The organism is Caulobacter sp. GW821-FHT10A10, assembly GCF_059415745.1.
This window is the reverse complement of the sequence record NZ_JBWKNV010000003.1, coordinates 92,748-118,606: the sequence shown is the minus strand read 5'-3', so window position 1 is coordinate 118,606 and position 25,859 is coordinate 92,748. Positions and strand designations below refer to the sequence as shown.

Annotated in this window: 25 protein-coding genes; 16 read left to right on the top strand and 9 right to left on the bottom strand. The window is 66.2% G+C overall.

All coding sequences use genetic code 11. The annotated features are described in order from the left end of the window. Positions 1 to 14 precede the first annotated feature (14 nt). From AC07NS_RS09805 to AC07NS_RS09790, 4 genes are all read right to left on the bottom strand, one after another. Entirely contained in the window at positions 15 to 662 is a 648-nt protein-coding gene (locus AC07NS_RS09805) for a DsbA family oxidoreductase (RefSeq protein ID WP_494602932.1), read from the bottom strand. 329 nt (positions 663 to 991) lie between these two features. Beyond that, positions 992 to 1,501 (bottom strand): SH3 domain-containing protein, encoded by a 510-nt coding sequence (locus AC07NS_RS09800; RefSeq protein WP_494602931.1) that lies wholly within the window; start codon positions 1,499 to 1,501, stop codon positions 992 to 994. Between the two features lie 128 nt (positions 1,502 to 1,629). Beyond that, the gene (locus AC07NS_RS09795; protein ID WP_494602930.1) at positions 1,630 to 1,908 is read right to left on the bottom strand and encodes an HU family DNA-binding protein; all 279 of its coding nucleotides are present in this window, start codon (positions 1,906 to 1,908) and stop codon (positions 1,630 to 1,632) included. A gap of 63 nt (positions 1,909 to 1,971) precedes the next feature. Then, entirely contained in the window at positions 1,972 to 2,634 is a 663-nt protein-coding gene (locus AC07NS_RS09790; RefSeq protein WP_494602929.1) for a hypothetical protein, read from the bottom strand. A gap of 377 nt (positions 2,635 to 3,011) precedes the next feature. Here AC07NS_RS09790 and AC07NS_RS09785 point away from each other — a divergent pair, with 377 nt between their 5' ends. The 3 genes from AC07NS_RS09785 to AC07NS_RS09775 all read left to right on the top strand — a co-directional run bounded on the left by AC07NS_RS09785 (position 3,012) and on the right by AC07NS_RS09775 (position 7,158). Beyond that, complete coding sequence (locus tag AC07NS_RS09785) at positions 3,012 to 4,055, top strand: ParB/Srx family N-terminal domain-containing protein (RefSeq protein WP_494602928.1); 1,044 nt, start codon at positions 3,012 to 3,014, stop codon at positions 4,053 to 4,055. Positions 4,056 to 4,062: 7 nt separating this feature from the next. Further along, positions 4,063 to 4,476, top strand: a complete 414-nt coding sequence (locus AC07NS_RS09780; RefSeq protein WP_494602927.1) for a CopG family transcriptional regulator — start codon at positions 4,063 to 4,065, stop codon at positions 4,474 to 4,476. A gap of 321 nt (positions 4,477 to 4,797) precedes the next feature. Next, complete coding sequence (locus AC07NS_RS09775; RefSeq protein WP_494602926.1) at positions 4,798 to 7,158, top strand: hypothetical protein; 2,361 nt, start codon at positions 4,798 to 4,800, stop codon at positions 7,156 to 7,158. A gap of 182 nt (positions 7,159 to 7,340) precedes the next feature. On the opposite strand, the gene AC07NS_RS09770 is transcribed toward AC07NS_RS09775, so the two are convergent. From AC07NS_RS09770 to AC07NS_RS09760, 3 genes are all read right to left on the bottom strand, one after another. After that, positions 7,341 to 11,006: an SIR2 family protein gene (locus AC07NS_RS09770; RefSeq protein WP_494602925.1), complete on the bottom strand. Its 3,666-nt coding sequence runs from the start codon at positions 11,004 to 11,006 to the stop codon at positions 7,341 to 7,343. Positions 11,007 to 11,421: 415 nt separating this feature from the next. Continuing rightward, a complete protein-coding gene (locus tag AC07NS_RS09765) occupies positions 11,422 to 12,936 on the bottom strand; it encodes a YaaC family protein (RefSeq protein WP_494602924.1) in 1,515 nt (504 codons plus the stop codon). A gap of 382 nt (positions 12,937 to 13,318) precedes the next feature. Beyond that, positions 13,319 to 13,756, bottom strand: coding sequence for a helix-turn-helix domain-containing protein (locus tag AC07NS_RS09760; protein ID WP_494602923.1), 438 nt, complete (start codon positions 13,754 to 13,756; stop codon positions 13,319 to 13,321). 213 nt (positions 13,757 to 13,969) lie between these two features. On the opposite strand from AC07NS_RS09760, the gene trbB reads away from it, so the two are divergent. The 11 genes from trbB to AC07NS_RS09705 all read left to right on the top strand — a co-directional run bounded on the left by trbB (position 13,970) and on the right by AC07NS_RS09705 (position 23,078). After that, positions 13,970 to 14,878, top strand: coding sequence for a P-type conjugative transfer ATPase TrbB (gene trbB / locus AC07NS_RS09755; RefSeq protein WP_494603463.1), 909 nt, complete (start codon positions 13,970 to 13,972; stop codon positions 14,876 to 14,878). An 85-nt stretch (positions 14,879 to 14,963) separates the two neighbouring features. Beyond that, a complete protein-coding gene (locus tag AC07NS_RS09750) occupies positions 14,964 to 15,275 on the top strand; it encodes a TrbC/VirB2 family type IV secretion system protein (RefSeq protein WP_101719783.1) in 312 nt (103 codons plus the stop codon). Continuing rightward, positions 15,275 to 15,541 (top strand): VirB3 family type IV secretion system protein, encoded by a 267-nt coding sequence (locus AC07NS_RS09745; protein WP_494602922.1) that lies wholly within the window; start codon positions 15,275 to 15,277, stop codon positions 15,539 to 15,541. Before AC07NS_RS09750 ends, AC07NS_RS09745 begins: the two co-directional genes overlap by 1 nt. 3 nt (positions 15,542 to 15,544) lie before the next feature. Beyond that, positions 15,545 to 17,986 carry a conjugal transfer protein TrbE gene (gene trbE / locus AC07NS_RS09740; protein ID WP_494602921.1) on the top strand — a complete coding sequence of 814 codons (2,442 nt, stop codon included), beginning with the start codon at positions 15,545 to 15,547 and terminating at the stop codon, positions 17,984 to 17,986. Next, positions 17,983 to 18,699: a P-type conjugative transfer protein TrbJ gene (gene trbJ, locus AC07NS_RS09735; protein WP_494602920.1), complete on the top strand. Its 717-nt coding sequence runs from the start codon at positions 17,983 to 17,985 to the stop codon at positions 18,697 to 18,699. The genes trbE and trbJ overlap by 4 nt, the downstream gene beginning before the upstream one ends. Further along, entirely contained in the window at positions 18,696 to 18,932 is a 237-nt protein-coding gene (gene trbK-alt, locus AC07NS_RS09730; RefSeq protein ID WP_494602919.1) for a putative entry exclusion protein TrbK-alt, read from the top strand. Before trbJ ends, trbK-alt begins: the two co-directional genes overlap by 4 nt. Beyond that, on the top strand, positions 18,929 to 20,206 hold the full coding sequence (gene trbL, locus AC07NS_RS09725; protein WP_494602918.1) for a P-type conjugative transfer protein TrbL: 1,278 nt from the start codon (positions 18,929 to 18,931) through the stop codon (positions 20,204 to 20,206). The genes trbK-alt and trbL overlap by 4 nt, the downstream gene beginning before the upstream one ends. Position 20,207: 1 nt before the next feature. Continuing rightward, complete coding sequence (gene trbF, locus AC07NS_RS09720) at positions 20,208 to 20,894, top strand: conjugal transfer protein TrbF (RefSeq protein ID WP_494602917.1); 687 nt, start codon at positions 20,208 to 20,210, stop codon at positions 20,892 to 20,894. Next, positions 20,891 to 21,679 carry a P-type conjugative transfer protein TrbG gene (trbG, locus tag AC07NS_RS09715; RefSeq protein WP_494602916.1) on the top strand — a complete coding sequence of 263 codons (789 nt, stop codon included), beginning with the start codon at positions 20,891 to 20,893 and terminating at the stop codon, positions 21,677 to 21,679. The genes trbF and trbG overlap by 4 nt, the downstream gene beginning before the upstream one ends. Beyond that, a complete protein-coding gene (locus tag AC07NS_RS09710; RefSeq protein WP_494602915.1) occupies positions 21,676 to 22,851 on the top strand; it encodes a TraB/TrbI/VirB10 family type IV secretion system protein in 1,176 nt (391 codons plus the stop codon). The genes trbG and AC07NS_RS09710 overlap by 4 nt, the downstream gene beginning before the upstream one ends. Beyond that, the gene (locus tag AC07NS_RS09705) at positions 22,848 to 23,078 is read left to right on the top strand and encodes a DUF2274 domain-containing protein (protein ID WP_494602914.1); all 231 of its coding nucleotides are present in this window, start codon (positions 22,848 to 22,850) and stop codon (positions 23,076 to 23,078) included. Before AC07NS_RS09710 ends, AC07NS_RS09705 begins: the two co-directional genes overlap by 4 nt. On the opposite strand, the gene AC07NS_RS09700 is transcribed toward AC07NS_RS09705, so the two are convergent. Next, entirely contained in the window at positions 23,075 to 23,497 is a 423-nt protein-coding gene (locus tag AC07NS_RS09700) for a helix-turn-helix domain-containing protein (protein ID WP_110132728.1), read from the bottom strand. The two genes, AC07NS_RS09705 and AC07NS_RS09700, sit on opposite strands and share 4 nt — an antisense overlap. Positions 23,498 to 24,182: 685 nt before the next feature. On the opposite strand from AC07NS_RS09700, the gene AC07NS_RS09695 reads away from it, so the two are divergent. Then, positions 24,183 to 24,626, top strand: a complete 444-nt coding sequence (locus AC07NS_RS09695; RefSeq protein WP_494602913.1) for a hypothetical protein — start codon at positions 24,183 to 24,185, stop codon at positions 24,624 to 24,626. 258 nt (positions 24,627 to 24,884) lie between these two features. Beyond that, positions 24,885 to 25,181 carry a hypothetical protein gene (locus AC07NS_RS09690; protein ID WP_110117581.1) on the top strand — a complete coding sequence of 99 codons (297 nt, stop codon included), beginning with the start codon at positions 24,885 to 24,887 and terminating at the stop codon, positions 25,179 to 25,181. Between the two features lie 72 nt (positions 25,182 to 25,253). Here AC07NS_RS09690 and AC07NS_RS09685 read toward each other — a convergent pair whose 3' ends face one another. Next, positions 25,254 to 25,724: a hypothetical protein gene (locus tag AC07NS_RS09685; RefSeq protein WP_146217972.1), complete on the bottom strand. Its 471-nt coding sequence runs from the start codon at positions 25,722 to 25,724 to the stop codon at positions 25,254 to 25,256. Positions 25,725 to 25,859 lie beyond the last annotated feature (135 nt).

Sequence of the window (25,859 nt, the reverse complement as noted above, 5' to 3'; positions counted from 1 at the left end):
GGCAGGATGCTGATTTAAGCCTCCGCCGCGATCTGGCGCAGGGCCTGCTCGAAATACTCAGCCGGCTGTCCGCCCGAGATCAGGTGCCGGTCGTTGATCACCACCGCCGGCACCGAACTGATTCCGGCCGCCTGCCACGCGCGCTCGGCCTGGCGGACCTCCTGGGCGTAGCGGCCCGAGGTCAGGACCTCGTGGGCCGCGTGCGGGTCCAGGCCCGCCTTCATTGCGGCCCGGACCAGGGTCTCATGGTCTGAAGGGTCCTGGTTGTCGGTGAAGTAGGCTTCGAACAGGGCCTTTTTGAGCGCCGTCTGGTCCCCGACCTCGCCCGCCCAGTGTAGCAGGCGGTGGGCGTCGAAGGTGTTGTAGATGCGGCTGTTCTCGTCGGTGGCCATGGTGAAGCCGACGGCGGCGGCCCGGTCGCGGATCGCTTGGCGATTGGCGTCCGACTGCTCGCGGGTGGCGCCATACTTCCTGCCCACGTGCTCGACGATGTTCTCGCCCTCGGGCGGCATGTTCGGGTTGAGCTCGAACGGCTGGAAATGAATTTCGGCGTCGACCAGGTCGCCGACCCGCTCAAGCGCCGCTTCCAGGCCGCCCAGGCCCACCACGCACCAGGGGCAGGAGACGTCTGAGACGAAGTCGATCTTCAAGGGCTTGGTCATGGCGTGGTCCGATAGGGCAGGGACGACGGATATGGGGCCTGCGCCGCAATTTGCACCGTCTAGGTCGCGGCCGGCCGGGGGACGCGAGCCCGGCGGTTTGGCTGATCAGTTTGATCGTCACGCTTTGCACCGGAGGCGTTCAGAGGCGGCGAACCTGGTGCGCCGCCGTTTTGCCTGTCGTAACGCTTGCCAACCCTCTGACCGTAACTGTTGTCGCTTGCGCCATCTTCGGCGCCTGCAGTTAGCCGGCTCCTGAGTTGGCGGTATCGTTCCCCCAAATGGGCGCGTCCAAAGCCGGCTTGACGCATGCCGAGCCGGCAGGTTCGGGCCTAGACGCCGTAGCGCTTGTTGCCGCCCGAAGTGATGCAGTAGCGCCCGCCACGCGGGCCGATGCAGACGCGCGAACCCGAGCACGGACAGCCGCCGGCGTCGTAGTAGCTTGGAGCGCGGGCGCGGCGGGGCTTGCGCGGGGCCGGCGACATCAGCCGCGTCGAACGGCTTGAGGCGCGGCCATAGGCGGCGCGTGGGCTAGATGTGCGTGTGCTTGTAGCGCGTGAGCGCCCGACATCGCTCAGGCGCTCGGATGGGACGTCGGCGCCAAGATAGTCAGAAGCGGCCCAGCAGCGGGCGCCGCGTGCAGTCTCGACTCGCGACCAGGTTTCGCCGTGCTCGATCACTTCGACGGCCTGACCGTGGCTGAGGCGGGTGACGATCTTGGCGCTGGGCGAGGGGGCCTGGCGGCAGTTGAGCGAGGTGGCCAGCACATAGACGGTGTCGGCGGCTTGGCTCGCGCCGGCCGCGCCGAGCCACAAGGCCAAGGTGATGATCAAGGTGCGCAAGACGGATCGTTCCCCCAAACCGTAGTCCAGGGTTGTCCATAGTGGCAAAGCATCACCTTGGCGAGAGCGGGCGCCGCAGGACCGAGGGACCATCCCTGCGGAGGCCAGGACCAGGCGGCGCCGAGCCGTCAGCCGTTGACGGCGTCCTTCAGCTGCTTGGCCGGCGTGAAGGCGACCTTCTTGCTGGCGGCGATCTCGACGGCCGCGCCGGTGGCCGGGTTGCGGCCGGTGCGGGCCGGCTTGTCCTGGATCTTGAACTTGCCAAAGCCGGGGATCGAGACTTCCTCGCCCTTGGTGGCGGCCTCGGCGATCGCCTTGAAGACGCCGTCGACCAGGGCCTTGGCCTGGGTCTTGGTGATCTTGTCGTCGGCGGCGGCCAGGGCTTCTGCAATGTCGGCGGTGTTCATGGGAAATCCTTGAGTGGGGGAATCGAAACGCGGACCCTGCGTCGCCCGCGCGCCCTTGTCACCTCAGTCCTGGCCGTAGGAAGCCTCCTCCCAGGCGTCGAGCGCTTCCAACTGCGAGCGCTCCCAGCCCTTGGAGCCCAACCGTAGGGCTTCGCGCGCCCTTGCGATCCAGACCGGGTCGGCGATCGGCGCCTCGGCAAGCTCGCGCATCGCCTCCGGCGTGGTTTCGAACGCTGAAGGCTTATCGGGCCTTTCAAGTTCAACCTGGTCGGCGGGCGCGCGTTGCTCGGCGCGTATCGGGGGGCGCTGTTTGGAGCTGTCGTGCGGCCAGGTCGCGAAGACCTCGTCCTCGGCCATGCCGGCGGCGCGCGCTTCCCATCGAGCGACCACGTCCATCATCGCCGGATCAAGCTGGGGCCTGTTCCAGCGCGCGGCCCCCTTCAGGCGAAGGAACGGCTCGGGGTGGGCCAGCACCGTGTAGACGCGATCGGCCACCTCGATCATCAGCGCCTTCATCTCCTCGTCGTCCAGACGCGAGACCCGCGACCAGACGATCTCGCCATAGGGCGTGACCACCTTGACGTCGCTGTAGTCGCCCACGGCCGTGGTGGGCGAGACGCCCGCGTGCAGTTCCTCCAGGCGCGAATTGCGAAAGCCGGTCTCGACCAGGGCCAGGGCCAAGGCGCTGCGCCATTCGTCGTCGCTTGTGCGGGGCTTTTGGGCCATGGGCGGGCGTCCTTGAATCGCTTGTCGCACCATGCCGCCGGCCAGGGCCCGAGGGAAGGCGCGGCCGTGCCGGCGGCAGGAGAGGGACCATCTCCGCGAAGGCCCGGTCCGGGTCGGGAGGTTCGTGTCAGCGTTCGACCGGGCCCGTTTACCGGTCCACCCGAGGGCTTTTTCCGGCTGCTGCTGCAGCCGTGGGACTTAGGGCTCCGCCCTCGGCGCGCTTCGGATCGGCTTCCGCCCAGCTTCGGTCCCTTGCGGGCCCTGCAGCCGGGTCCCCGCGAAGCCGCCCCTCCGCTTGCACACCCAGGTCTCGCCGACGGGCGCCGGGTTCGAGCGCGCCTTTTGCGCTCGAACCCCGACAGCCCAAGGAGGCTTCAATGACCACCTCTGAGACCCCCGCCACTGCCGCCAGCAGCGGCAAGGCCGCAGGTCCCGCCCGCATCGTCGTCCAGTACGGCGAGGTCCGGGATATTCCGCTCAATCGCCTGAAGGCCTCGCCCAAGAACGTCCGGCGCGTGGGCCACAGCGCCGAGGTGATCGCCTCGCGCGCGGCCTCGATCACCTACAAGGGCGTGCTTCAGCCGCTCGTCGTCGAGCCCGAGGTCAAGGACGGCAAGGAAACCGGCTACTACCTCGTCAGCGCCGGTGAAGGCCGCCGCCAAGCCCTGCGCCTGCTGGCCAAGCGCAAGGCGCTGGCCAGGGGGGCGCCGGTGCGGTGCGTGGTCGATACGACCAACGACCCCGCAGAGGTGTCGCTGGACGAGAATCTAAGCCGCGAGACGAACCAGGTGGCGAAGGCGTACGGCGAGAACAACTCGATCATCGACAACTGCCATATCCGCACCACCCTTGGCGCAAACGACGAGCGGACGGCGCGCCGCATCAGCGACAGTCTTGGCACCGCCACTGAGATGCGGGCGATGAAGAACTACGCTGGTCACAGGCTGTCGCCATGGCTCGGTCATCTGATGGTCAGCCGCCAGGAGACGGCCAGGCCGTTGATGACGCCGGGCGAAATTCTGCAGATGCCGGCGCACGAGGCCATCATCCAGATGGCTGGCTTGCCGCCGATCCGCGCGCGGAAGGTCCGCTACTACATGGACGCTCGGCTTTCGAAGCGGGTCCTGCCCCCGCCAGAGCCCGGGAGGATCGCCAGCAGCGGACCCTCGCCCTGGGGCCAGGTCGTCGGTGGCGCCGCAGCAATGGGAGGGGGAACGCGTTCTGTTGACGACGAGGGCGGCCATCGCATCGAACCGGAGTTCGAGGCGCCTTCCGAGCCTGTACGGGAGGCGCCCGAACCTGAGGCTTGGCTCGACCCTGATCCTGACGCCGACGAGTCCGCCCAGGCTGAGCAGAGCCGCCGGTTCAGGCTTGCGGCAAGGCAGGCCAGTCTCGACCCCGATGACGGCATCCCGCTGTGAGGCCGCGATGAAAGTCCAGGCCAAGGTCTTCCTGTCCCACGAGCTCGTCCTCGCGCTTGATGAAGCGTCTCGGCGGATGAAGCGGTCTAAGTCGGAGATCATCCAGGCTGCGGTCGCCAGCTACTTGTCGCCGGACAGCAACGAGGTGGCCGAGGCCGCGGTGGTCCGACGCCTCGATCGGATCGGCCGGGAACTGGAGCGCCAAGGGCGCGATCTGACGATCTCCAACGAGGCGATCGCTCTGTTCGTGAAGGCCTGGCTGACGGCGACGCCAAGCCTTAGTGCGGGGGATCAGAAGGCGCAGAGCGCCAAGGGACAGGAGCGGTACGCGGGGTTCTTAGATGCGCTGGCGCGCCGACTGAGTTCTGGGCGGCTCCTGCGGGCTGAAGTTCTCGATGAACGAGCTGCGACTGACCCATAGCTGCGGTTCGAGCCGTCTGCTGAGCGACGTGAAGCCGAAACCGACAGCTGATGGAACTGCTCTACCTGCGGCACAATCGATCAATGTGAGCGAGTGGCGAACTATTTAGCGGCCGGGAAAATGCTGTCATTTGTCCAGACCAACGGTCACTGACCGACGATTCCGACTCGCGCCGCGGGAGGATGATCAGGGGAGGGCCACCTGAAACCGATTTCTACAAGGGTTACGCTACGTCCCGTGCGGGCGGGTTTCCTAGTCGATCCTGTGGACCGTAAGGCACTTAGCCGCGTGCTGCGGATGGCGGCCTGCATGTGGGGAGGCATGCTGTGCCCCCTTATTCCGGTGGGACGAACTCTTCCCAAACCGTGGCGAGGCGAACCTTTCCGCCGACCGACACCGCTCAAAGTGACACGCGGCTATCTGAGGTTCTTCGAGCCGGACGTCTTCGTCCAAACCGCGGACGGTCAGTTCGAGCTCGCCGGCATGAAGGCCGATGTCGGCTACGGTGTAAGGCGGAGGTACATCGACTTCGATGATCTGATCTACCAGGAGATCAACGCCGCACCGGCCCTGACCCTTGGCGTCGATATGTTCAGCGTCTATGCGCACCTCTACCGAACGGAGTTCCAATTCCAGAGGCGCCATCCACGCAAGAATCTGATGTTCAAATCCGGCGACCGGATCGGCGAGGCCTTCTGCGAGACCGCCTATGGGATGTTCCCGGACAGCGTTGGCCTGGACCATGTCGCGCGTAGTTTCCACGACGCGGTAGAGGCCGAGGTCGTTTCGCCGGACGCGGAGGCCTGGCGGGCGATCACTACCGGTGCCTACTATCCCCTAAGGTATACTCTACAAGGGCTTGAGACCCGCTTCGATGGGCATCGCAACCCGTCCCTATTCATCTTCGATCCGCTAAACGGCGCCGATGTAATCGATGCTTGGAATTTCAGGCTAATCGCGCGCGATCCCGTCATGGTAAATGTGCACTGGCTGGAAGCGTCGCGCGATCTCATTCTTGAAATGATCAACGCGAACCATCGGCCTTTGCCAACCAATCCCAACGGGGTGATGATAGGGACCACCCTTCACATTGCCCGCTCGCTCGACGCCGAAGCCGTGGTTCGTCGGCTTGATCTGCCGCTTTCCACTCTGCCCCCGCGCTCGCTGTCTGTGCAGACTTGGTACGAGCCGCTATGGCAGGAGGTGGAAGATGATGGGATCTACCGCCCAAAGGCTGTCGAGGTCTCAGCTGACCGCCGCGAAGCTCAGATCGCGGCTTCCGTGGATGGCCGCGCGACGATACCGGTTCCTGTCGTGGCACCAGCGTTCGAAACGCGGTGGACCGGTCATGGCCCGGCCTGGATCAACGTAATTCGCGCCCGAAGCTATGGCGCCGACAGTCCTTTCGCCGAAGCCCTTCCGTCGGCGGCGCTCGGCGAGGCACCGGACTATCCTCTGCGTGCGTCTGAGCCTCAATTTCCGACGCGCGAGGGCTTGGTGACCTTCCGCAATTTCGCGACGGAAACCGGTCTGTTCGAACTCGCTACCCGCGAACAGGCGGTCGTTAGTTGGCTAAAGGGGCAGGGCGTGGCCGCCACGACTTCGGAGGCAGGCCGGATTACGGACCAGGTCATTTCGTCGCTCGGTGGTCTTTGGGGAACCCACCGGATCAAGCATCCCGAGATCATCCAGTTGCTCGACAAGATGGCACGCAGCCGCGTCGTGCGGACTGGAGGAGACAGCGAGGAGTTTCCGGATTCCACCGCGCCGGCCAAGACTTGGATCGACACCCTGAAACGGGTGGACCAGAAGCGATTGACGCCCCACGATCAATCCCTTCAGCGACTGGTCGATGCCAATGTGCTTAAGCTCGGCCTAGCTCCGCGCTGCAGTCATTGTACCAAGGAGAACTGGTACAGCTTGGACGATGTGGCCTCGACTCTCAGATGCGAGCGATGCCGCAAGGATTACGCTTATCCGCAAGGCAAGCCGTCCGCCGCCCCGTGGAAATACCGGCTAGTGGGGCCGTTCGTGACGCCGCACTTCGCCCAAGGCGCTTACGGCGTGGCGCTAACCCTGGCCTTCCTTGAACGATTGTCGTCGATGGCGCCTTTCACCTACACGACCAGTCTCGATCTTGTCACAGGAGCCGGCGCGCGGCTGGAAACGGATTTGTTCGCGTGGTGGGGCGGGGACAACTTCGGACGGGCCGCCCGGGATCCCTCGACCGTGGTCGGCGAGTGCAAGAGCCTTGGAAACGACGGATTCAAACCTCAAGATATCTCTCGGCTGAAAGCTCTGGGCGAGACCTTGCCGGGTGCGTACTTGGTGGTCTCGACCCTTAAGCGTCAGTTCTCGACCGAGGAGGTGAGGCGGCTTAGGCAGTTATGTCGCTGGGGCTGGAGCCGGGCCAGCGCGGACCGCAAGCCATCCCGGGTGATCGCCCTCACCGCTGTCGAACTGTTCGGCAACGGTCCGCTCTCATACGACTGGAAGGAGGCGGGCGGGACTCTTGCGAAACTCGCCGAAAGGTCTGGCCACGTCTTCGACCTGACTCGTCTGGCGGAGGTCACCCAACGCGGTCACTTAGGGTTTAGCGATGCGGAAATGTCTGTCATGCGCTATCCACCGCGCAAAGGATTGTCCCCGACGGCCCGCAGTATGCTGATTGGCCTCGCCTGAAACGCTGACAAATAGATCGCTGAAAAATCCGGCTTCTAGTGTCTTCAGAATCTTCCTTCGAAACTCTGAATTGAAGCGCTTGACCGATGTCCGCGTGTAGCGCGGCCTCACTAGAGATGCGGGTGCTTAGGCAGGCCTGGGCGGCCCTGATCCCTTGCTGTGCAGCAGAGTCTAGCGCCAAGTTAGACCTCCTCACCTCCTTCGTCATCGGCGGCGCAAAATAAGCGATCTTCGATTTCGGGCATGCGCTCGGTGGCCGCTGCTTCACGCCAGAGCGACATCACTGCAGGATCGACGCGGCCGGCGGCCTCAAGCGCGCGAAGGAGCCGAGCGGCGCCGCGGCGGGCGTGGCCAGGGTCATAGGGTAAGGCCGCGCGCACCTCTTCGTCACCCGTCTCGTCAAGCAGGGTTTTAAGAGCCCGCTGCAGTCGCGCATCGATGTGAGGGGGCACGTCTGAAGCATGCTGTTCGTAGGCGACGGCCATGAACTCCAAGCCCAGGCTCATGGCGTTCTTTGACCGGGCCACGACCGCATCGGAGGCCACTTCCCAGATCTCATCTGGCAGCTTTGCGCCGCCTGGCTTGAGGCGCAACCAGCTAAGGCCGCCGCAGACCGCAGCTTGGATGGCAGTATCTTCGCCATCCCAGGCAGCGACAAGCAGGCGCTGAGCCTCAATCTGGGTCATCTCGTCAGCCTTGACGAGGATGGCGGCAGCGATCGCTTGTTGCACAGGACCTGGTGCGGCGAAGTGCTTTCGCACGAGTTTCCGTGTCGATGGATACTTGAGTGCGAGCGACACCATCTCCTCGAACAGCCGCCAAAACTCGAGGTCCAGCTTCTCGGGCGTGGCGAAGAAGGGGATGGGGTGGCTTTCCTCCGGTTCGGGCGGCGTGGCGGCTTTCGCCAGGACGAGTTGCAAAAGAGGAGCAAGCTCACGGGGGCTCAGGTGCAAAGGCGCCGAGTCCCCAGCGATCGCCCCGTTGATTTCACCGACGGGATCTTTGCCTGTGAAGGTCGATAATCCCAGCAGGCGGGCCCGCACCGCTTGCTGCCCATCCTTGCCCCGAGGGCTTGGCAAAAGAGCGAAAACCCATGGCCGCAGAGGTGTTTGGCCAGGAAGGCCCCCATCAATGAAGGACTCGTCCCACAAAGCGTCGATATAGGCTTGGTCCTCCTCGGGGCTGAGCATCCCGGCCTTCCGCAGTCGTTGCATACGAAGCGTTGCAGCCCAGCGGGTTTGGGCCTCTCGCACCTTGCTGGTCGTTACGGCAATGATCGATGCGAGCTCTGGGTCTCGTTGAAGAGGTCCAGCCTTGATGAAGACGACATCGCATGGGTCGAAGCGCTCCCCACGACCGGTTGGGATATCGGTCTCGAGAAACTGGCGACGCATGTGAGCTTTGGCCGATTTTGGAAGGGCGACAAAGGCTCGTCTGAGCAGGTTCTGGAGCGGCTTGCTCGTCGAAAGTCGGGCCTCCTTGCTGCCATAGAGGCTCAAGCCCACCTCAAGGGCGGGGAGGGCCAAACTGCGACGACGTACGACAAGGCGCGATAGCATCTCTAGGACGACCACTAGACGCGGTTCGGCTGACCGCCGCGTTCTCGAGTCTATGACTCTATCGCGCAGGGACCGGCTCCCAACGAGGAGGCGCTGGCCCCAGATCTCAGCCTCCTCGTCCGACAGCGCACCGACCGCGTCGCGAGAAAAGACCACGTCCATCGAGCTCTTTTCTGGTCCGCCAGCAGACCGAACGAGTGCGCCGATCGCCCGTCCTGTGTCGAGGGTGTGCAGCCATATGCCGGCGCCGGCGATCGCAGAGGCCGCGACGCTGTTGGGCGGGATGCGAGCGGGTGTGCCGGTTTCCTCGAAGAAGCGGAGGGCTTGCAATGCCGTCAGGCGCGTGATTATGGCGCCCATCGTGTTCCAGTGGCGGGTGGTTGTGCTGTTCCCCACGTCGAAGCCCCGAGTGATCACCTCTTCGACAGGAAGGTTGGGGGGGATGTGGTTCATCTCGGTGTCGAACCACTGGACCTCTTCATCGGCCGCACACCCTTGCGCCGCGAGCATGAGTAGACGGTCTGAAAAGGTGTCGCGTTCAGCGAGGTTTCTTTCCCAGTCCTGGAGCTGCGATGCGAGCGATGCTGATCGCAGCCGCAGCGCGTACGCCTCTCGCGACCAAGAGGCGATGTCCTCCTGATCCTTGTCCGTGCGGAGCCGGATGGCCGCCAGCGCTTCTCGTGAAAGCGCCAGCGCTTCTTCAACCCTATCGTTCTCAGCGAGTAGGGCAGCCTTGCGAACAAGCCAGAAGGGGTCACCGTCTGGCTCCCAGGCCGACAGTCGTTCGTCGAGGAGGGTGAAATCCAGCCCGTCGCGCGCGATCAGGCATCGCTCGAACTGAAGGCGCTCTCTTGCCTCGACCGCGGTTGCGTTCACTTCCAGCCAGGTCTCCCACTTGGCGAACGCGACCGGGTCTCCTGTTTCTCGTGCCCGGCGCATCAGCGCGGTCGCCAAGCTTACGACCCTTTCGCCGGCTTCTCCGGAGGCAGGAAGAGGTGAGAGCTTCTCTAGGAGATCGCTGATCGGCTCGGCGAGATCTCTAAATAGAGGCGCCAATGCGATCTCGCTCAGCCAGTTCATCTCGTAGGCGAGCGGTAGCGCGAGTTCCGGCTCAAGCGACGTTAGCGCCCGGCGAGCTTCCGGGATCGCGGACTTCAAAAAATGCCAGATGCGGTCGCGGGCCCGTTGCGGTGCCGTCACCCAGCCCGGGTAGAGGCAACGGTTGTGCGCAAAGGTTGGAAGGATCTCACTTCTGACCTGCTCTTCGGTCCAGTTACCCTGCATCGGAGCTAAGGGAAGGTCGAGCGGCGCCATTGGATCGGCTACCGGTTTGACCAACGCGAACTTGCCCTTGGACGGCGGCGCCTTTGGCCAGCGGATTTTTCGATAGGGGCGTGATGCGGTCAGGCGCTCGATGAACCATTGCGCGGCCATGGCATGACGTCGGTTTGCTGGCCAGTCCGCATAGGCCTCCAACTGAGACAGGTCGACCGGTTGGACACCGCGCTTTTCCAGCATTCTCCGCTGCGAGCCCGTCAGGTCCAGCGCGCCGACCAGATAGATGGTGGGGGCGTGCTGACCGAGTTGATCGCGCACCCACCCCGACCAGTATAGGAAGTTGGGATCATCGCCGGAGAAGCCCACAAGGACCAGGACGTTCTCCATGGTCGCCTGACGCGCCAAGTTGACGAACGGCGCAAAGCGAGCCGGGTATGTGCGGAAATCTTCCTCGGTGAAGATGAACGGGCGATGCGACGGAAGGCTACCGTGGAGCTTCACGATCCTGGGGGCCGGTGACATTGGAATGTCAGCGGTTGTGCGGACAGTCCGGTAGACGCGCTCCTCGACGAGTTCCGCGGCACGTTCAAGAAGGGTGTCCCAGTTGGTGGTGAGAACGTCCGCCCAAGGTAGTTGGAGTAGCGACTTGTGGAGTTCGCCCGGGCCGAAGGCAGTATCGGGAACACGATCAGAGATCAGTCGATTCAAGCTGTCTCGCCCGAACTCGGCCTCATACTCCTGCGCAATCCGGAGGGCGGCGCTCGTTGCGGCTGCTCCGTCGCCAAGCTTCTTGCGTCGCTGGACTTCAGCGTCGCTGTCGCCCGGATAAAGGTCGGCGATCATTCGATGCACGAGCATGGTCCAGCCAGGCATGCTGGTTTGGTTGTGGCGTAACGGGGTGGCGTTGGCGCTGAAGCCTGCGCCGACAAGTACGGCGGCTTTTCCCGAAGCTGCCCGCGACCAGAGTGCGGTTGTGATGCGTTGGACGTGGTGTTCGTCGGCGAATGGCAATTACCGGCTCCGATTGGAATCTGTCGTTGCGGCTGCAGGTGGGGTGGTCGCCTAGGCTAAGGCATGCAAACGATACGACCAAATCTAAGGTGTTGCGGTTCGCTCGTCTCAACATTGAGGTGCAGGTTGTCCCTGTGCGGGAATGCGGCGGACAATTGGACTGTCGCAGAACTCTCCAATTCCATCTGCGCGATTCTGGTCGGATTCCACGAGGCTTGCTCTCCGACTTGAACGTCCTGTTCCTGGCCGGCCAACAATGTCTGCTGCTGGCGCAAGCCTTTCCTCGTGCGCTTAATGATATTGCCCAATATGCGGTGGTCGAAACTTAGGCCGGCCTAGGCCAAGTAATTTGGATGGAAAGGCACTGCGATCGTCGCGGTGTTCTTCCGGCACCGGTAGGTCGGACCCGCGGTCCCTAAAAACTGCCAGGCTGCTTGGCGAAGACGGGCTGTCCGGTGACCGTCTCAAGGAACGCCTGCGGCAACACCCGCTCGGCCACGGCGAGGAAGGCTTCGATCAGCGCACGAAGGTGATCCAGGTCGCCGTCTTGTATCCTCCGCCAAAGGCTGGGCCGATAGCGGACGATGATCGAGAGGGCGTATAGTAGGACGACGCAGACGACGCGGTAGTGCCCGACGTTTTGAAATATCGGCAGGAGCAGCGCCGAGCGAGTGAAGGGGCTGTGGTGTAGCGCCAGAGAACCCCAGGCGTTGGGATGTTCGGCATGGTCCACGAGCACCCGGAAATGTCGGCCATCGCCTTTTGAATCCACCTCCTGAATATCGCTGATCGGGCCTGGAAAGGCCGCGATGTCGGTGGGGCTGAGGCGCCCGAACTGGTCGACGAGGCGGATATAGGATCGGGTTGGCCGCGCCGCGCCGCGATGGAGGCCAGAGAGGTTGGCTTCCATGTCTCCCGCGGGATGCACCCAACGTGGCGGGCTGTCGAAAATGTCGGCGAACAGATCTGAGACCTCCGGCAACGTGGCGAACAGCTCCTCAATCGTGATCCTGACGGTCGGATCGATTTTGGTCAGGTCCTGCGTCGTCCTAGGACGCTTGCTGGGGACGTTCACGATTTCGATGCCGATCGCGTTCATCCAGGCCAAGAAAAAGCCGGACTGCAGCGCACCGACCACGATCGTTTGCGCGCCGTCGTTATCACCGTCGAACGTATAGAGGCCGTGCCCTTGCTTGGTGCTGCTCTCCAACGTGTCAAGTGTGTCGGCACCCTTGGGGAGCGCGAGAATCTCGGCGAAGGCGAACGCCAGGGCACCGTAGTAGAGATTTACGACCCTCTGCCCGACCGCGTGTTCGTCTCCCCGTTTGAAATAGTCCGCCGCATTGCGCAAAGCATATGAAATGCCCTCGGCCTTGGCCCGTAGAGTGCTGCTTTCGAGCTCAACGCCTTCGCGTCGCGCGCGCTCGGCGATCATCCGCTCGGCCAACGTTACGCTTTGCAGTTGCCGGACGCGTAGCCACACCGCATCGATCGGCGCTTCCGAAAGCAGTAGCCGCATTGGCCGGCGACCGACCGGCCCGAAGTCCTTCGGTTCGACAGCGGCGAACTTCCCGTCGCTGCTCGACTGGTTCCAATCCAGAAGAAGCGCATGGAACGCCTCGACCGACTCCACGGGCTTGTCGAGCCCATGGGCGAACGACTCCTGCATGTAGGGTTGGCCGTTGAAGTAAATGTGCTGGACCTGGGTCGCGACCCGACGATAGACGGCGTTGTCTGTCGCGCAGCTGTAGAGCAATGCGATCTTGTGGCTCGCCGCGCCCCGGCTGGCCGCGATGATCAGGTACTCTCCTGCGAAGACCTCCTGCTCCACGGCCGCGGCCCAACCGTGGGTCCGCAGTGGTGCTAGGATTTTCTGCTCGGCATCCCGTTGCAGGAGATCGAGGCGGAGGCGTTTTCCTGTATCGATCACGGTCTCATGTCTCACGCGATTGGGGGGCTCGGACGCCCATCGATTGTCGATGACCGGCGCACCTATCCGGCAAACGGCCTGCGTGCCTCCAGGAAAAGTTACGGCTCAGGGACGCCCAGAACAAACAATCCTCGAGGCTGAGTTCTTTAGGTTTGGCTCCCACGTCCGTGGTGAGCGATCCATAGATCCATGCCCTCGGTCACTTCGAAGGCATCTAACATCTGCTCTCCGACCAGACCACAATGTCAGCTCGTGGCGCGACCACACCGGAGAAGTGGGCGCCCCCAACCGCAGGAACGGGTCGCGAACCGGAGCTGGTTCCGCCGCCCGTTTCGGACGGTCAGATCGCTGTCGCGACCGCGTCTCTGCTTTGGTCTGCGGCTCAGCCTTGTGGCTTCTCGGGCCCGTCGGCTAGGGCTTTGACCAGCTCGAGAAGCCGGCTTCGCAGTTCCCGGCTTAATTCGGGAAAGCGGGCCGCGAGTGCTTGTCCCTCATCAACCGCCTGCATCTCTTCCAAAGCGGCTCCAAGGCGCGCGGCATTGTCTTCGCTCGGATCGAACTGCTCGAAAAAATAGGCGACAGGCACGCCCAGCACCTTGGCGACGGCTGATATCTGTTCTGGAGGGAGGCGGGACAGGCCGCGTTCGCATCCGTCGATCGCGCCGAAACTCAATCCGACGTCAGCGGCCAGCCCATCCTGCGACAGATTGAGGAGCTTGCGTCGCATTCGGATGCGACCGCCGACATAGCGGTCGACAGCGGCGGCGACATCATCAGGCTGAAACAAGGCGATCCTCGGCGTCGAGTGCTTGGCGCTCACAGCAAGGACGGCGCCGAAGGCTGTCCACCTCCAGGGCGGGGACGTCGAGCGCGTTTCGATCCGCCGTTTTCCTGTCTTTGTACGCCTGGGTACGACGGGTCGATTTGGCTGTTGAGATCGGCCGATCCTGCGTCTTCTTACTCATCCCCGTAGCAACGGGGACCCGCCGTGGACCTTTCCGAAACCGAGACCGGACGTGAGCGCAGCCGCCAGATGCTGCGCACCGCCTTGGGGCCTTTGCTGCTGGCGCGGCTGGAGGACCCGGGTGTGGCCGAGGTTATGCTCAATCCCGACGGTCGGGTCTGGATCGACCGCTTCGACGCGGGCCTGGTCGACGCCGAGCTGTCGATCGGGTCGGCCGACGCCGAGCGGATCCTGCGCCTGGTCGCCCATCACGTCGAGGTCGAGATCCATGCGGGCCGGCCGCGACTGTCGGCCGAGCTGCCGGGGACCGGCGAGCGCATCGAGGGCTTGCTGCCGCCGCTGGTCGCCGCCCCGACCTTCTCCATCCGCAAGCCCGCCAGCCTGGTCTTCACCCTGGCCGACTATGTCCGAGCCGGCGTGATGAGCGCCGAGCAGGGCAGGGTGCTGCGCGACGCGGTGGCCATCCGCGCCAACATCCTGGTCGTGGGTCCAACCTCCAGCGGCAAGACCTCCCTGGTCAACGCTTTGCTGGCCGAGGTCGCCGCGTCAGGCGACCGGGTGGTCATCGCCGAGGATCTGCGCGAACTGCAGTGCGCGGCGGAGAACCAGGTGGCGCTGCGGACCCGTGAGGGCGTGGCGAGCCTGTCGGATCTTGTGCGCTCGTCGCTGCGGCTGCGCCCCGACCGGATCATCATCGGCGAGGTGCGCGGGGCCGAGGCCCTGGACTTGATCAAGGCCTGGGGCACGGGCCATCCGGGCGGGGTGGGGACCCTTCACGCCGGCACGGCTCTGGGCGCGCTGCTGCGCCTGGAGCAGCTGATCCAGGAAGCGGTGGTCGTCGTGCCGCGCGGCCTGATCGCCGAAACCATCGACCTGATCGCGGTCCTGCAGGGGCGGGGCCGACAGCGCCGCCTTGCGGACCTCGCGCGCCTGGATGGGCTCGCGCCCGACGGCGCCTACCAGCTCAGCCCCGCCTGAGATCCCGCCCCTAAAACCCCAGGAGTTTTTGAAGATGTCCACGCGAGAACCCTCGCGCCTGCGCGCACGCCTGCTCGCCGGCTCCATGCTCGACTGCCGCGGGGGCGTTCCGCCCCTGACCATCGCCGCCCTGCTGGTCGCCTCCTCGGCCAAGGCCGCCGGCTCCTCCATGCCCTGGGAAGAGCCGCTTCAGCGGATCCTGGAGTCGATCGAGGGTCCCGTCGCCAAGATCATCGCGGTGATCATCATCATCGTCACGGGCCTGACCCTGGCCTTCGGCGAGACCTCCGGCGGCTCGCGCAAGCTGATCCAGATCGTCTTCGGTCTCTCGATCGCCTTCGCCGCCAGTTCCTTCTTCCTGTCGTTCTTCAGCTTCGGCGGCGGGGCGCTGGTCTGATGGCCGGCGATCGCGCGATGGGGTTTGCCGCGCCCGTTCACCGAGCGCTTTGCGAGCCGATGCTGCTGGCCGGCGCCCCGCGCGCGATCGCCCTTGTCAACGGCACCCTGGCCGCGGCCCTGGGGGTGGGTCTGCGGCTGTGGATCGTCGGCCTTGCGGTCTGGCTGGTCGGGCACGGCCTGGCGGTCTGGGCCGCCAGTCGCGATCCGCAGATCTTCGACGTCGGCCGCCGGCATGTCCGGCTGCCGGCCTACCTGGAGGTCTGAGCCATGCTCGATCTTCGGGAATATCGTCGCCGGCCGGCGCGTCTCGCTGACTTCCTGCCCTGGGCGGCCCTGGTGGCGCCGGGCGTGGTTTTGAACAAAGACGGCTCGTTCCAGCGCACCGCTGAGTTTCGTGGGCCGGACCTAGACTCGGCAACCGACGCCGAGGTCGCCGCCGTCGCCGCGCGGCTGAACGGGGCGCTGCGCCGGCTTGGCTCGGGCTGGGCGCTGTTCGTCGAGGCTCGCCGTGATCCGGCGGGCGCCTATCCCGACAGCACCTTTCCCGACCCGGTCTCGACCCTGGTCGAGGCCGAACGCAAGGCTGCCTTCGTCGAGACCGGCGAGCACTTCGAGAGCCGCTACTACCTGACCCTGACCTATCTGCCGCCGGCCGATCGGCGGGGCCGGGTCGAGGGCCTTTTCGTCGAAGGGCGGGCAGGAGTGGGGCTCGACTGGCGCGCCGAGCTCTCCGGCTTCGTCGACCGGTCCGACCGGCTGCTGGCCTTGCTCGACGGACTGATGCCCAAGGTCGGCTGGCTTGATGACGCTCAGACCTTGAGCTTCCTGCACGGGGCGATCTCGACCGTGCGCCAGCGCGTGGCGGTCCCCGAGACCCCGATGCAGCTGGACGCGCTGCTGGCCACCGAGCCGCTGGCCGGCGGCCTGCAGCCCAGGCTTGGACAAGCGCACTTGCGTGTCCTGACCCTGACCGGCTTTCCGGCCGCGACGACGCCTGGCCTACTCGATGAGCTGAACCGGCTGGGCCTCGCCTACCGCTGGAGCACCCGGGCCCTGTGCCTGGACAAGACCGACGCTGCGGCCTTGCTGGGCAAGATCCGGCGCCAGTGGTTCGCCAAGCGCAAGTCCGTCCTTGTCTTGCTGCGCGAGGCCCTGACCCAGGAACCCTCGCCGCTCGTCGACAACGATGCGGCCAACAAGGCCGCCGATGCGGATCTGGCCCTGCAGGACCTCGGCGGCGATGCGGTCGCCTACGCCTATGTCACCGCCAGCCTGGTGGTTTGGGACGAGGATCCCGCGGTCGCCGACAGCAAGCTGGCGCTGGTCGAGAAGGTTATTCAGGCCCGGGACTTCGCCGTCATCCGCGAGAGCGTCAACGCGGTGGAGGCCTGGCTTGGCACGATCCCGGGCCACGCCTACGCCAACGTCCGCCAGCCGCCGCTCTCGACGTTGAATCTCGCGCACATCGCGCCGGTGTCGGCGGTCTGGGCCGGTCCCGAGCGCAACATCCATCTGGATGGCCCGCCGTTGCTCTTGGCCCGCACCGCCGGCTCCACGCCGTTTCGCCTGAGCCTCCACGTCGGCGATGTCGGTCACACGCTGGTGGTGGGGCCGACGGGCGCGGGCAAGAGCGTGCTGCTGGCGCTGCTGGCCCTGCAGTTTCGTCGCTATCCGAAGAGCCAGATCTTCGCCTTCGACTTCGGCGCCTCAAGCCGCGCCGCAGCGCTGGGCATGGGCGGCGACTTCCACGACCTCTCCGGCGAGGGCGGGGCGGTGGCGCTTCAGCCTCTGGCGCGGATCGACGATCCCGACGAGCGAGCCTGGGCGGCCGGCTGGCTGGCCGCCGTGCTGGCCCGTGAGGGCGTGGAGATCACCCCGGCGGTCCGCGACCATCTGTGGACCGCTCTTGGCAGTCTGGCCAGCGCGCCGGTCGCCGAGCGGACGCTGACGGGCCTGGTGGCGCTGCTGGCCAGCCAGCCCCTGAAGGCTGCCCTCGGCCCCTTCATTCTGGGCGGTCCGTTCGGCCGGCTGCTGGATGGATCGGGCGAAGCCCTGGGCAGCGCCGACGTCCAGGTGTTCGAGACCGAGGGTCTGGCCAGGAGCGCCGCAGCCCCCGCGGTCCTGACCTACCTCTTCCATCGCATCGGCCGCCGGCTCGATGGTCGCCCAACCCTGATCCTGATCGACGAAGGTTGGCTGGCGCTCGATGATCCGGCCTTTGGCGACCAGCTGCGCGAGTGGCTCAAAACCCTGCGCAAGAAGAACGCCTCGGTGATCTTCGCCACCCAGTCGCTGGCCGATGTGACGGGTAGCCCGATCGCCGCCTCGATCGTCGAGAGCTGCCCAACGCGGATCTTCCTGCCCAATCCCAGGGCCATGGAGCCGCAGGGCGCGGCCGCTTACGGCCGCTTCGGTCTGAACGAGCGCCAGATCGAGATCCTCGCCCGGGCCACGCCGACTCGCGACTACTACCTGCAATCGCGGGTCGGCGATCGGCTGTTCGATCTGGGCCTTGGCCCCGTGGCCCTAGCGTTCTGTGCGGCGTCCTCCAAGGCCGACCAGACCGCCATCGGCGCGGTGCTGGCCGCAGTGGGGAGCGAGGGCTTCGCGGCAGCCTGGCTGAACCTGCGGGGTCTTCCCTGGGCGGCCGATCTACTGACTTCGGGGGCGGCGGGCGCTTCCCCTTCCTTCCCGGAGAGCCTGCCATGACCCTTTCCCGACGCCGCTTGGCGGCGGCGCTTCTGACTGCGCCAGCGGCCGCCTGGCTGACGCTGGCGCCGCCGCTGGCCCAGGCGCGGATCGTCGTCTTCGATCCGACCAACTACGTCCAGAACGTGCTGACGGCCGCCCGCGCCCTGCAGTCGATCAACAACCAGATCAGCTCTCTGCAGAACGAAGCCCAGATGCTGATCGGCCAGGCCAAGACCCTGGCGAGCCTGCCGTACTCGGTGCTCTCGACCCTGCAGGCCCAAGTCGATCGGACGCGTCAGCTCCTGGGCGAGGCCCAGGCCCTGGCCTATGACGTCGCCTCGATCCAGAAGGCCTTCACCACCAACTATGGCGCCGTCTCGCTGTCGGCGTCCGATGCGGACCTGACCGCCCGGGCAGACGCGCGCTGGACGACGGCGATGGCCGGCTTCCAGGACGCCTTGAAACTTCAGGCCGGCGTCGTCGAAGGTCTCGGCGCCAGCCGCGATCAGCTCACCACTTTGGTGGGGGCCAGCCAGGGCGCGGTCGGCGGATTGCAGGCCGCCCAGGCCGGCAACCAGCTCCTCGCTCTTCAGTCGCAGATGCTGGCCGACCTCATCGCCCTGGCCGCCGCCCAAGGTCGCGCCCAGGCGTTGGAAGCCGCCGACCAGGCCGCCGCCCGCGCCGACGCCAAGGCGCGCTTCGCCAAGTTCATGGGATCGGGCTCGCAATGAGGTGGGCCATCGGTCTTAGCGTCGCGGCCTGGATCCTGATCGGCGCCGTCGTGGTCACGGTTCGCGGCCAGCATGAGGCTGTGCCCATGGCGCCGGTGGAGGTCGCTGGCTATCGCGGCGATCCCGAGCTTGGACGCTGCCGCGATCTGGGCGAGGCGGCAAAGGACGATCCAGCCTGCCGGCGGGCCTGGGCGCGCGCTCGGGCCCACTTCTTCGGCGAGGCCCGGCCATGACCGACACCGGCGTCATCGACCGCTTCTTCGACACCTACGGCCGCTACATCGACAGCGGGTTTGGACTGCTTGGCGGGGAGGTCGCTTTTCTGTCGACCACCCTGGTGGCCATCGACGTCACCTTGGCCGCGCTCTTCTGGGCCTGGGCCCATGGCGAGGACATCCTCGCGCGGCTGGTCAAGAAGACCCTCTATGTCGGGTTCTTCGCCTTCCTGATCGGCAACTTCCACACCCTGACCGGCATCGTGCTGTCGAGCTTTTCGGGCCTTGGCCTCAAAGCGGGCGGGGTGGGGACCTCGGCCGAGGATTTTCTGCGACCCGGCAAGCTTGCCGCTCTAGGCCTGGAGGCCTGTAAGCCGATCCTGCAGGCCGCCAACGACCTGAGCGGATTTCCAGGCTTCTTCGAAAACGCCGTCCAGATCCTCATCTTGCTGATCGTGGCGCTCCTGGTGATCGTCTCGTTCTTCGTCATCGCCGTGCAGATCTTCGTGGTGTTGATCGAGTTCAAGCTCGTCAGCCTCTGCGGCTTCGTCCTGGTGCCGTTCGGCCTCTTTGGGCGTACCGCGTTTTTGGCCGAAAAGGTCCTGGGCAACGTCATGGCCTCGGGCGTCAAGGTCATGGTGCTGGCGGTGATCGTCGGCATCGGCTCGACCCTGTTTTCCGAGTTCACCAGCCAGGCTGCTGGCCAGCCCACGATAGAAGACGCCCTGGCCATGGCCCTGGCGGCTCTGACCCTGCTGGGCCTTTCGATCTTTGGTCCTGGGATCGCCTCGGGCCTCGTTTCCGGTGCGCCGCAGCTGGGCGCCGGCGCGGCCGTCGGCACGGGCATGGCGGTCGCCGGCATGGCCATGGCTGCGGCGGGCGCTGCCCAGATGGCGGCCGGCGCGGTCTCGGGCATGTCGTTTGGCGGTTTCGGCGGCGCGGGCGCGGCCGGTGCGGCCGGGGCTGCGGGTGGTCGTCTGCCGCCGCCTGGGAATAGCGGAGCCTTGCCGCCGCCAGACGGCGGCGGTGGACCCTCTGGCCCGCCACGTCTGCCGCCGCCAGGCGACAGCGGCGGAGGAGGGGGCGCGGGCTTTTCCCTGCCGCCGCCCAAGACCGGCAACGACGAGGGCGGCGGCGGAGAGGGCGGTAGCGGCGCGCCGATGGTCCCCGTCTGGGCCCAGGCGCTGGCCGATCGTCACGCCCTGACGCGCGGCGCGGAGATGGCCGCCCATGCGATCGGCGGCGGTCACGACAACGGCGGCGACGCCGCCCCCAGCCTGAAGGAGGACTAGGATGAACCCCTTGAAGGGCGCGGCGCGCTATGGCGCGACACCGCAGCCGGAAACCCCTTACCAACGGGCGGGCCAAGCCTGGGACGAGCGCGTTGGCTCCGCCCGCGTCCAGGCCGCCAACTGGCGCTTGACCGCGCTGGGCCTGTTGATGGCCAACACCGCGCTGTGTGGTTCACTGGCCTGGCTGGCGACCCGCGGTTCGGTGACGCCCTGGGTCGTCGAGGTCGATCGGCTGGGCGAGCCTCGCGTCGTGGCGCCGGCGATCCAGGGCGCCAAGCCGACCGACCCGATGATCGCCTGGACCCTGGCGCGGTTCATCACCGACGTGCGAGCCGTCTCCACCGACCCGGTGGTCATGCGCCAGGCCTGGCTTCGAGCCTACGACTTCACCGACGCGGCCGGCGCTGCGGTCCTTTCGGACTACGCCCGGCGCGCCGATCCTTTCGCCCAGGTTGGCCGCGCTCAGGTGGTGGTCACCGTCAGCAGCGTGGTGCGCGCCACGCCTGGCAGCTTCCGGGTCGCCTGGACCGAGCAGCGCTACGCCGAGGGCCAGCTGGCCGCCACCGAGCGCTGGAGCGCCATTCTCACCCTCAATCTCGTCGCGCCCCGCACGCCCGAGGGCCTTCGGTCCAATCCACTGGGCGTCTTCGTGTCCGGCATCGCTTGGTCCAAGGAGTTCGGCGCATGACCCGCTCGGTCCTGATGGTCTGCCTGGTGCTGGCCAGCCCTTGTGCGGCCGCGCCCTCCGCACAGCTGGAGGTCCCCGGCGGCGCCAAGCGCTTCGACTACCGCGAGGAGGCGGTCTATCCGGTGATCGCCACGCCGGGTCGGATCACCGATATCGTTCTTGAGCCCGGGGAGGCCCTGGTCGGCTCGGGACCCGTAGCTGCCGGCGACACCGCCCGCTGGGTCATCGGCGACACGATCAGCGGCCAGGGCGCTGGTCGGCGCGTCCACGTGATGATCAAGCCCACCGCCTCGGGCTTGGCCACGAACCTCATCATCAACACCGATCGGCGCACCTACCACCTGGAGCTTCGTGCTTCGGCCCGGACCTGGCTGTCGCAGGTGTCCTGGCGATATGTGGCGGCTGTGGAAGCGGCGGTGCCGCCTTCGATCGTTCCGGTCGTCGTGCCCGATATGGTCTTGGCGCCGGCGGTCCCGGCGCGGCCGCTCAATACCGCCTACAGGATCAGCGGCGCCCATCCGAACTGGCGTCCAGTGGCGGTGTCGGACGATGGCCAGCGCCTCTTCGTCGACTTCGGCCCGGCCGTGGCCATGGACGACCTGCCGCCGCTCTATCGCATCGGCCCTGACGGCAAGACCGCCGAACTCGTCAACTACCGCGTCGAGGGGCGGCGGATCATCGTCGATCGCCTGCTCGACCGCGCCGAGCTGCGCCTAGGCGCCAAGCGCCGGGCCCAGGCTGTGCGCCTGACGCGCCTTTCCCCGATCAAGGAGGCTGGCCAATGAACCAGGATGCCGAGCAGGCCGAAGAAGCCATCGCCAAGACCCTGCGCCTGCGAGGCGCTCAAGTTCCTGTCGCGCGGGTCTCGCGCAGGGCTCTGGTCATCGTCGGGGCCGTACTGATCGCCGGTGTCGCCGGCGCGCTGGGCTGGTCGCTGATGGAAAAGCGCAAGGCAGCGCCCGTGGAGGCCAAGGTGACGACGGCGCGGCCGCCCGAGACGGTCACCGCCTTGCCGCGCGGCTATGTCGGACCGGCCGGCACGCCCGCGCTGGGACCGCCGCTGCCGGGGGATCTGGGCCGGCCGATGCTCAGCGCCGCGCGGGCAAGGGAGGGGGAGGCCAAGCCGGCGCCGGTGGTTTCGGGCGCGAATACGCCGGCCGTGGTTCCGACGCCGCCGGTGGTCGATCCGCGGATCGAAGCCGAGCGCCAAATCCGTAGAGCGGCGATCCAGAGCAGCCTCTTCGTCGCGGCGGTGGCGCAGGGCGCGCGCGAGGCTGTTGCGGCCGCGGCCCTGGAACCCGCGGTCGCGTCGCCGGGCGACAAGGCGGCATCCGGCGATGCGCGTCTCACCAGCATCGAGCGCCTCCAGCCGCCGGCCTCGCCCTATGTGCTGCAGGTCGGATCGATCATTCCCGCCGCCCTGGTGACGGGCTTGCGGTCTGACGCGCCGGGTATGGCGATCGCCCAGGTCACCCAGGACGTCTACGACAGCCTGGGCGGCGGCTATCTCCTGATCCCCAAGGGCTCGAAGCTGGCCGGCGAATACGACGCTCAGGTCCAGGCCGGCCAAAGCCGGCTGCGCGTGGTGTGGACGCGCCTGACCCTGCCGTCGGGCAAGTCGATCGTTCTGGACAAGCTGCCGGGCGCCGATGAACAGGGGATGGCCGGCCTGCAGGATGGCGTCGACCGTCATGGCGGCCGGGTTCTGGCCGCGGCGGGGCTTTCGACCCTGCTGGCCATCGGGAACGAGGTCGGCTCCTCCAGCGAGGAGAGCGACATCGCCCGCGCCGTTCGCCGGGCCGGCGCCGACACCGCAAGTTCCGCTGGTCAACAGATGGTCGGCAAGAGCCTCGATTTGGCCCCGACCCTGACCATCCGCCCCGGCGCGCCGCTACGGGTGCTTCTGACCCGCGACCTCGTGCTCGAACCCTATGTCGACGAAAGGAAAGCGTCATGAGCGGCGGCAAGCTGAAGCTGGGGGCGCTGGAGGACGACACGCCGGTGAAGGTGACGCTGGACCTGCCGGCCAGCGTCCATCGTGACCTCGTCGCCTACGCACAGATGCTCGCCTCCCAGACGGGCGGCAAGTCGGCCGAGCCCGCCAAGCTCGCGCCGAGGATGCTCGAGCGGTTCATGGCCACCGATCGGGTGTTCGTGCGAGGGCGGCGGGGGCGGGGCGCCTAGGCGGCCTCGTCTTGGTCGGCGGGAGGCCCAAGCGCCGCCATCAGCCCTAGGATTTTGCGACGCCGGTTCGGCTCGAGCCCGGATAGCAATTGCGCCAGCGCGATGCCGTCGGGGCTCGCCAGCAAGGCGGTGATGGCTTGAGCCTTCTCCATTTGCGCCGTGCTCGGCGCTTCTTCGGCGTCGGTCGCCGGCAGCCCCTCGAAAAACCACGCTGGCTGCGCGCGCAGGACGCCGGCGAGCCGATAGAGCATCGAGGCGCTGATGCGGTTGGCGCCGCGCTCGTACTTCTGGATTTGCTGGAAGGTCAGGTTCAGCCCGAGGGCGAGTTTGGCTTGGCTGATCCCGAGCGACTTGCGGCGAAGACGGATCTTTGCGCCGACGTGCTTGTCGACGGGGTGGGGCGGATTGCGCGGCGGCAAGTGTCTCTCCTGTTGACCTCAACTCTGGAGGAGACACTTCGGAGGCGCTGATCGGGTAGTTGCTTGGTCGAAAAACCTTGAGAAGCCGTCGAGCCTCTGAGTTCACGCTGTCCGGGTCGTCGTCACGTCGTCTACGCAAGCCGGTTGGCCGTCGCGAGGGTGCGCCTTATCTCGCGCGGCGGTGGATGACGGCGCCGTGTCCTTCCTGGCCCGTGACCTCGCCCCAGGCCTTGAAGATCGCCTCCAGCAGGGGCCTTGGCAGTTGGCTTCCGCCGCGGGAATGGGGCGACGGGAAACTGTTTCGAAAGCCGGGGTGTTCGGCGGGCGAGGCTAGCGGCGGACCATCAGATCGTGCCGGGCGGAGGTCTGCTTCATCGCCAGGGCGGCCGTTGACGGCTCCGATGGGATCGGCGGGCGCCAGGGCGTCTTTCCCGCCGATTTAAGCCGGCGCGTGAAGGGCCGTCCACACGAACCCAAGGCTTGGGGCGCTGCCCCCAGCGCGCTGCGAAGCGCCTTCCGCCCAGCTTCGGGCTTTGTCGTCCCCTCGCGATCCCTTCGACATCGAAGCCCTACAGCCGGGTCCCCGCGAATGCGCTTCTTCGCTTGCACCCCCGGTCTCGCCGACGGGCGTCCGGTTGCAGGCGCGCTTTGCGCCCGCAACCGGAGCCTTGAGAGGGGTAGATCCATGTCAGACCGCAGTTCCGCAACCATCACCCTGGGCGGCGTCGTGACCAGGGCGGACCTGGTCCGCCTGGTCGATCTCGCCCAGGACGAACGTCTCTCGACCGATTGGGACGGCGAGGTTTTTCAGGCCGATCACCTGGTCGCGGGGCAGCCGCTGCGCCTGATGGCCCATGAGGTCTCAGGCGGGGCCTTCTACGAGCTGGAGGCGTGGTGTTTTGCCTTGAATGTCGCCTTCGTCCGCTGGAGCGGCGGCTATGCGGGAAGCTGGTCGGCCGAGCGGGTAGTCTATACCGGCGACGACGAGCTGGGCAGCTACATCGCCGACGAGATGGATCGCATCCTGATCGACGAGGCTACGATCCGTGAGCTTGGCTCGTTTGAGACGATCATCGACTACTTCGCCGGGGCTGGGTTCGAGGTTCCGCCCCTGGTGGTCGTGGACTGACTGACGGCGGCTGGCCGCCTTGTCGTCCTAGCGCGGCAGGGCGGCCAGCAGCGCCATTGCCGCTCCGCCGGCGAGCAGCAGCGCGATGAGCAGGCTGGCCCATCCGGCGGGCGTAAGCAGGCGGGCGGTTGGACGTGAGCGAGGGGGCATGGCGTGAGGGTAGGGCGCCGCGCACGGCGGCGCTAGGCGTGGCTTTAGCGCCAAGGCGGTCTGGGCGCCAAAAGCCCAGGCGATGAGGAATCGCCCTAGAGCGGCTCGATGAAAAAGGAAGAGATCGACAGCCTCCTCGACGACATGACCGCCGAGGCGGCCGAGAAAGGCGACGAGGGCCTGAAGCCCGGTCTGCTTTATCTGAACGCAAACCTCTACGGCACCGAGATCCGCACCGAGACGGTGTCGGCCAAGAGAGGCCAGCGCTATCGCGGCTTGCGCGTGTTCGTGGCCCGGGCCTACGAGACCGAGGTCATCACCCGCGCCGAGGTCGAAAAGCGCGGCCTGGCGGTCGGCGATTACGAAGACCTGGAGCCGGCCCCGGCGCGGATCGCAAGCATCTAAGGCCCACCCCGTCGCCAAACGCATTGCTGTGGTTAGGCGATCACACATCGATGATGACCGCGTGCGATCGCTTCAGATATCTTCGATCTTGCACTCGATCATTGGTGGGGCGCTGGGGGCGACAATGGCCACGATCGTGCCGGGGGTATCGTTCCAGTCCGCAGGCGCAGCGTTGGGGAAGAACGAGGTCAGATGCATCCAAGCCGTCTGGCGATCGAGCGTGACGGTCTCAATTTCGCTAGCTTCGCCGCCGCCGATCCAGATGTCGATCTCGTCGCCGTTGTCGCAGTTTGCTTTCGCCTCATTGAGAAAGTCGATCAGTGGGGTAGGGGCGTTGTCGAGATTGTCGGCGTGGATGATGCCAGTCCAGCCGGCGCTTTGTTGGCAATGGCTACGGCGATGCAGGGACCCACACCGTCGGTCTCGACACCCGCTTCTTCGACCCCCTCGACGAAGCTGTAGTTGAAGCTGAAGCCGTAGGTGTTCTGTTCGATAAATTTCAAGACCAACTCCTAAACAGGCGCTGTTGCCATATGCCTGCACGAAGACCTCAGCCGCTTTTCGCGGCCGAAAACAGCACGCTCCGATCGTCGTCTTCGCTCACCATGAGCCGCCGACGACGACCAAGATAGGCGGCTGCCTCGACATGGACGCCGGCCCAACCTTGAATGAGGAAGA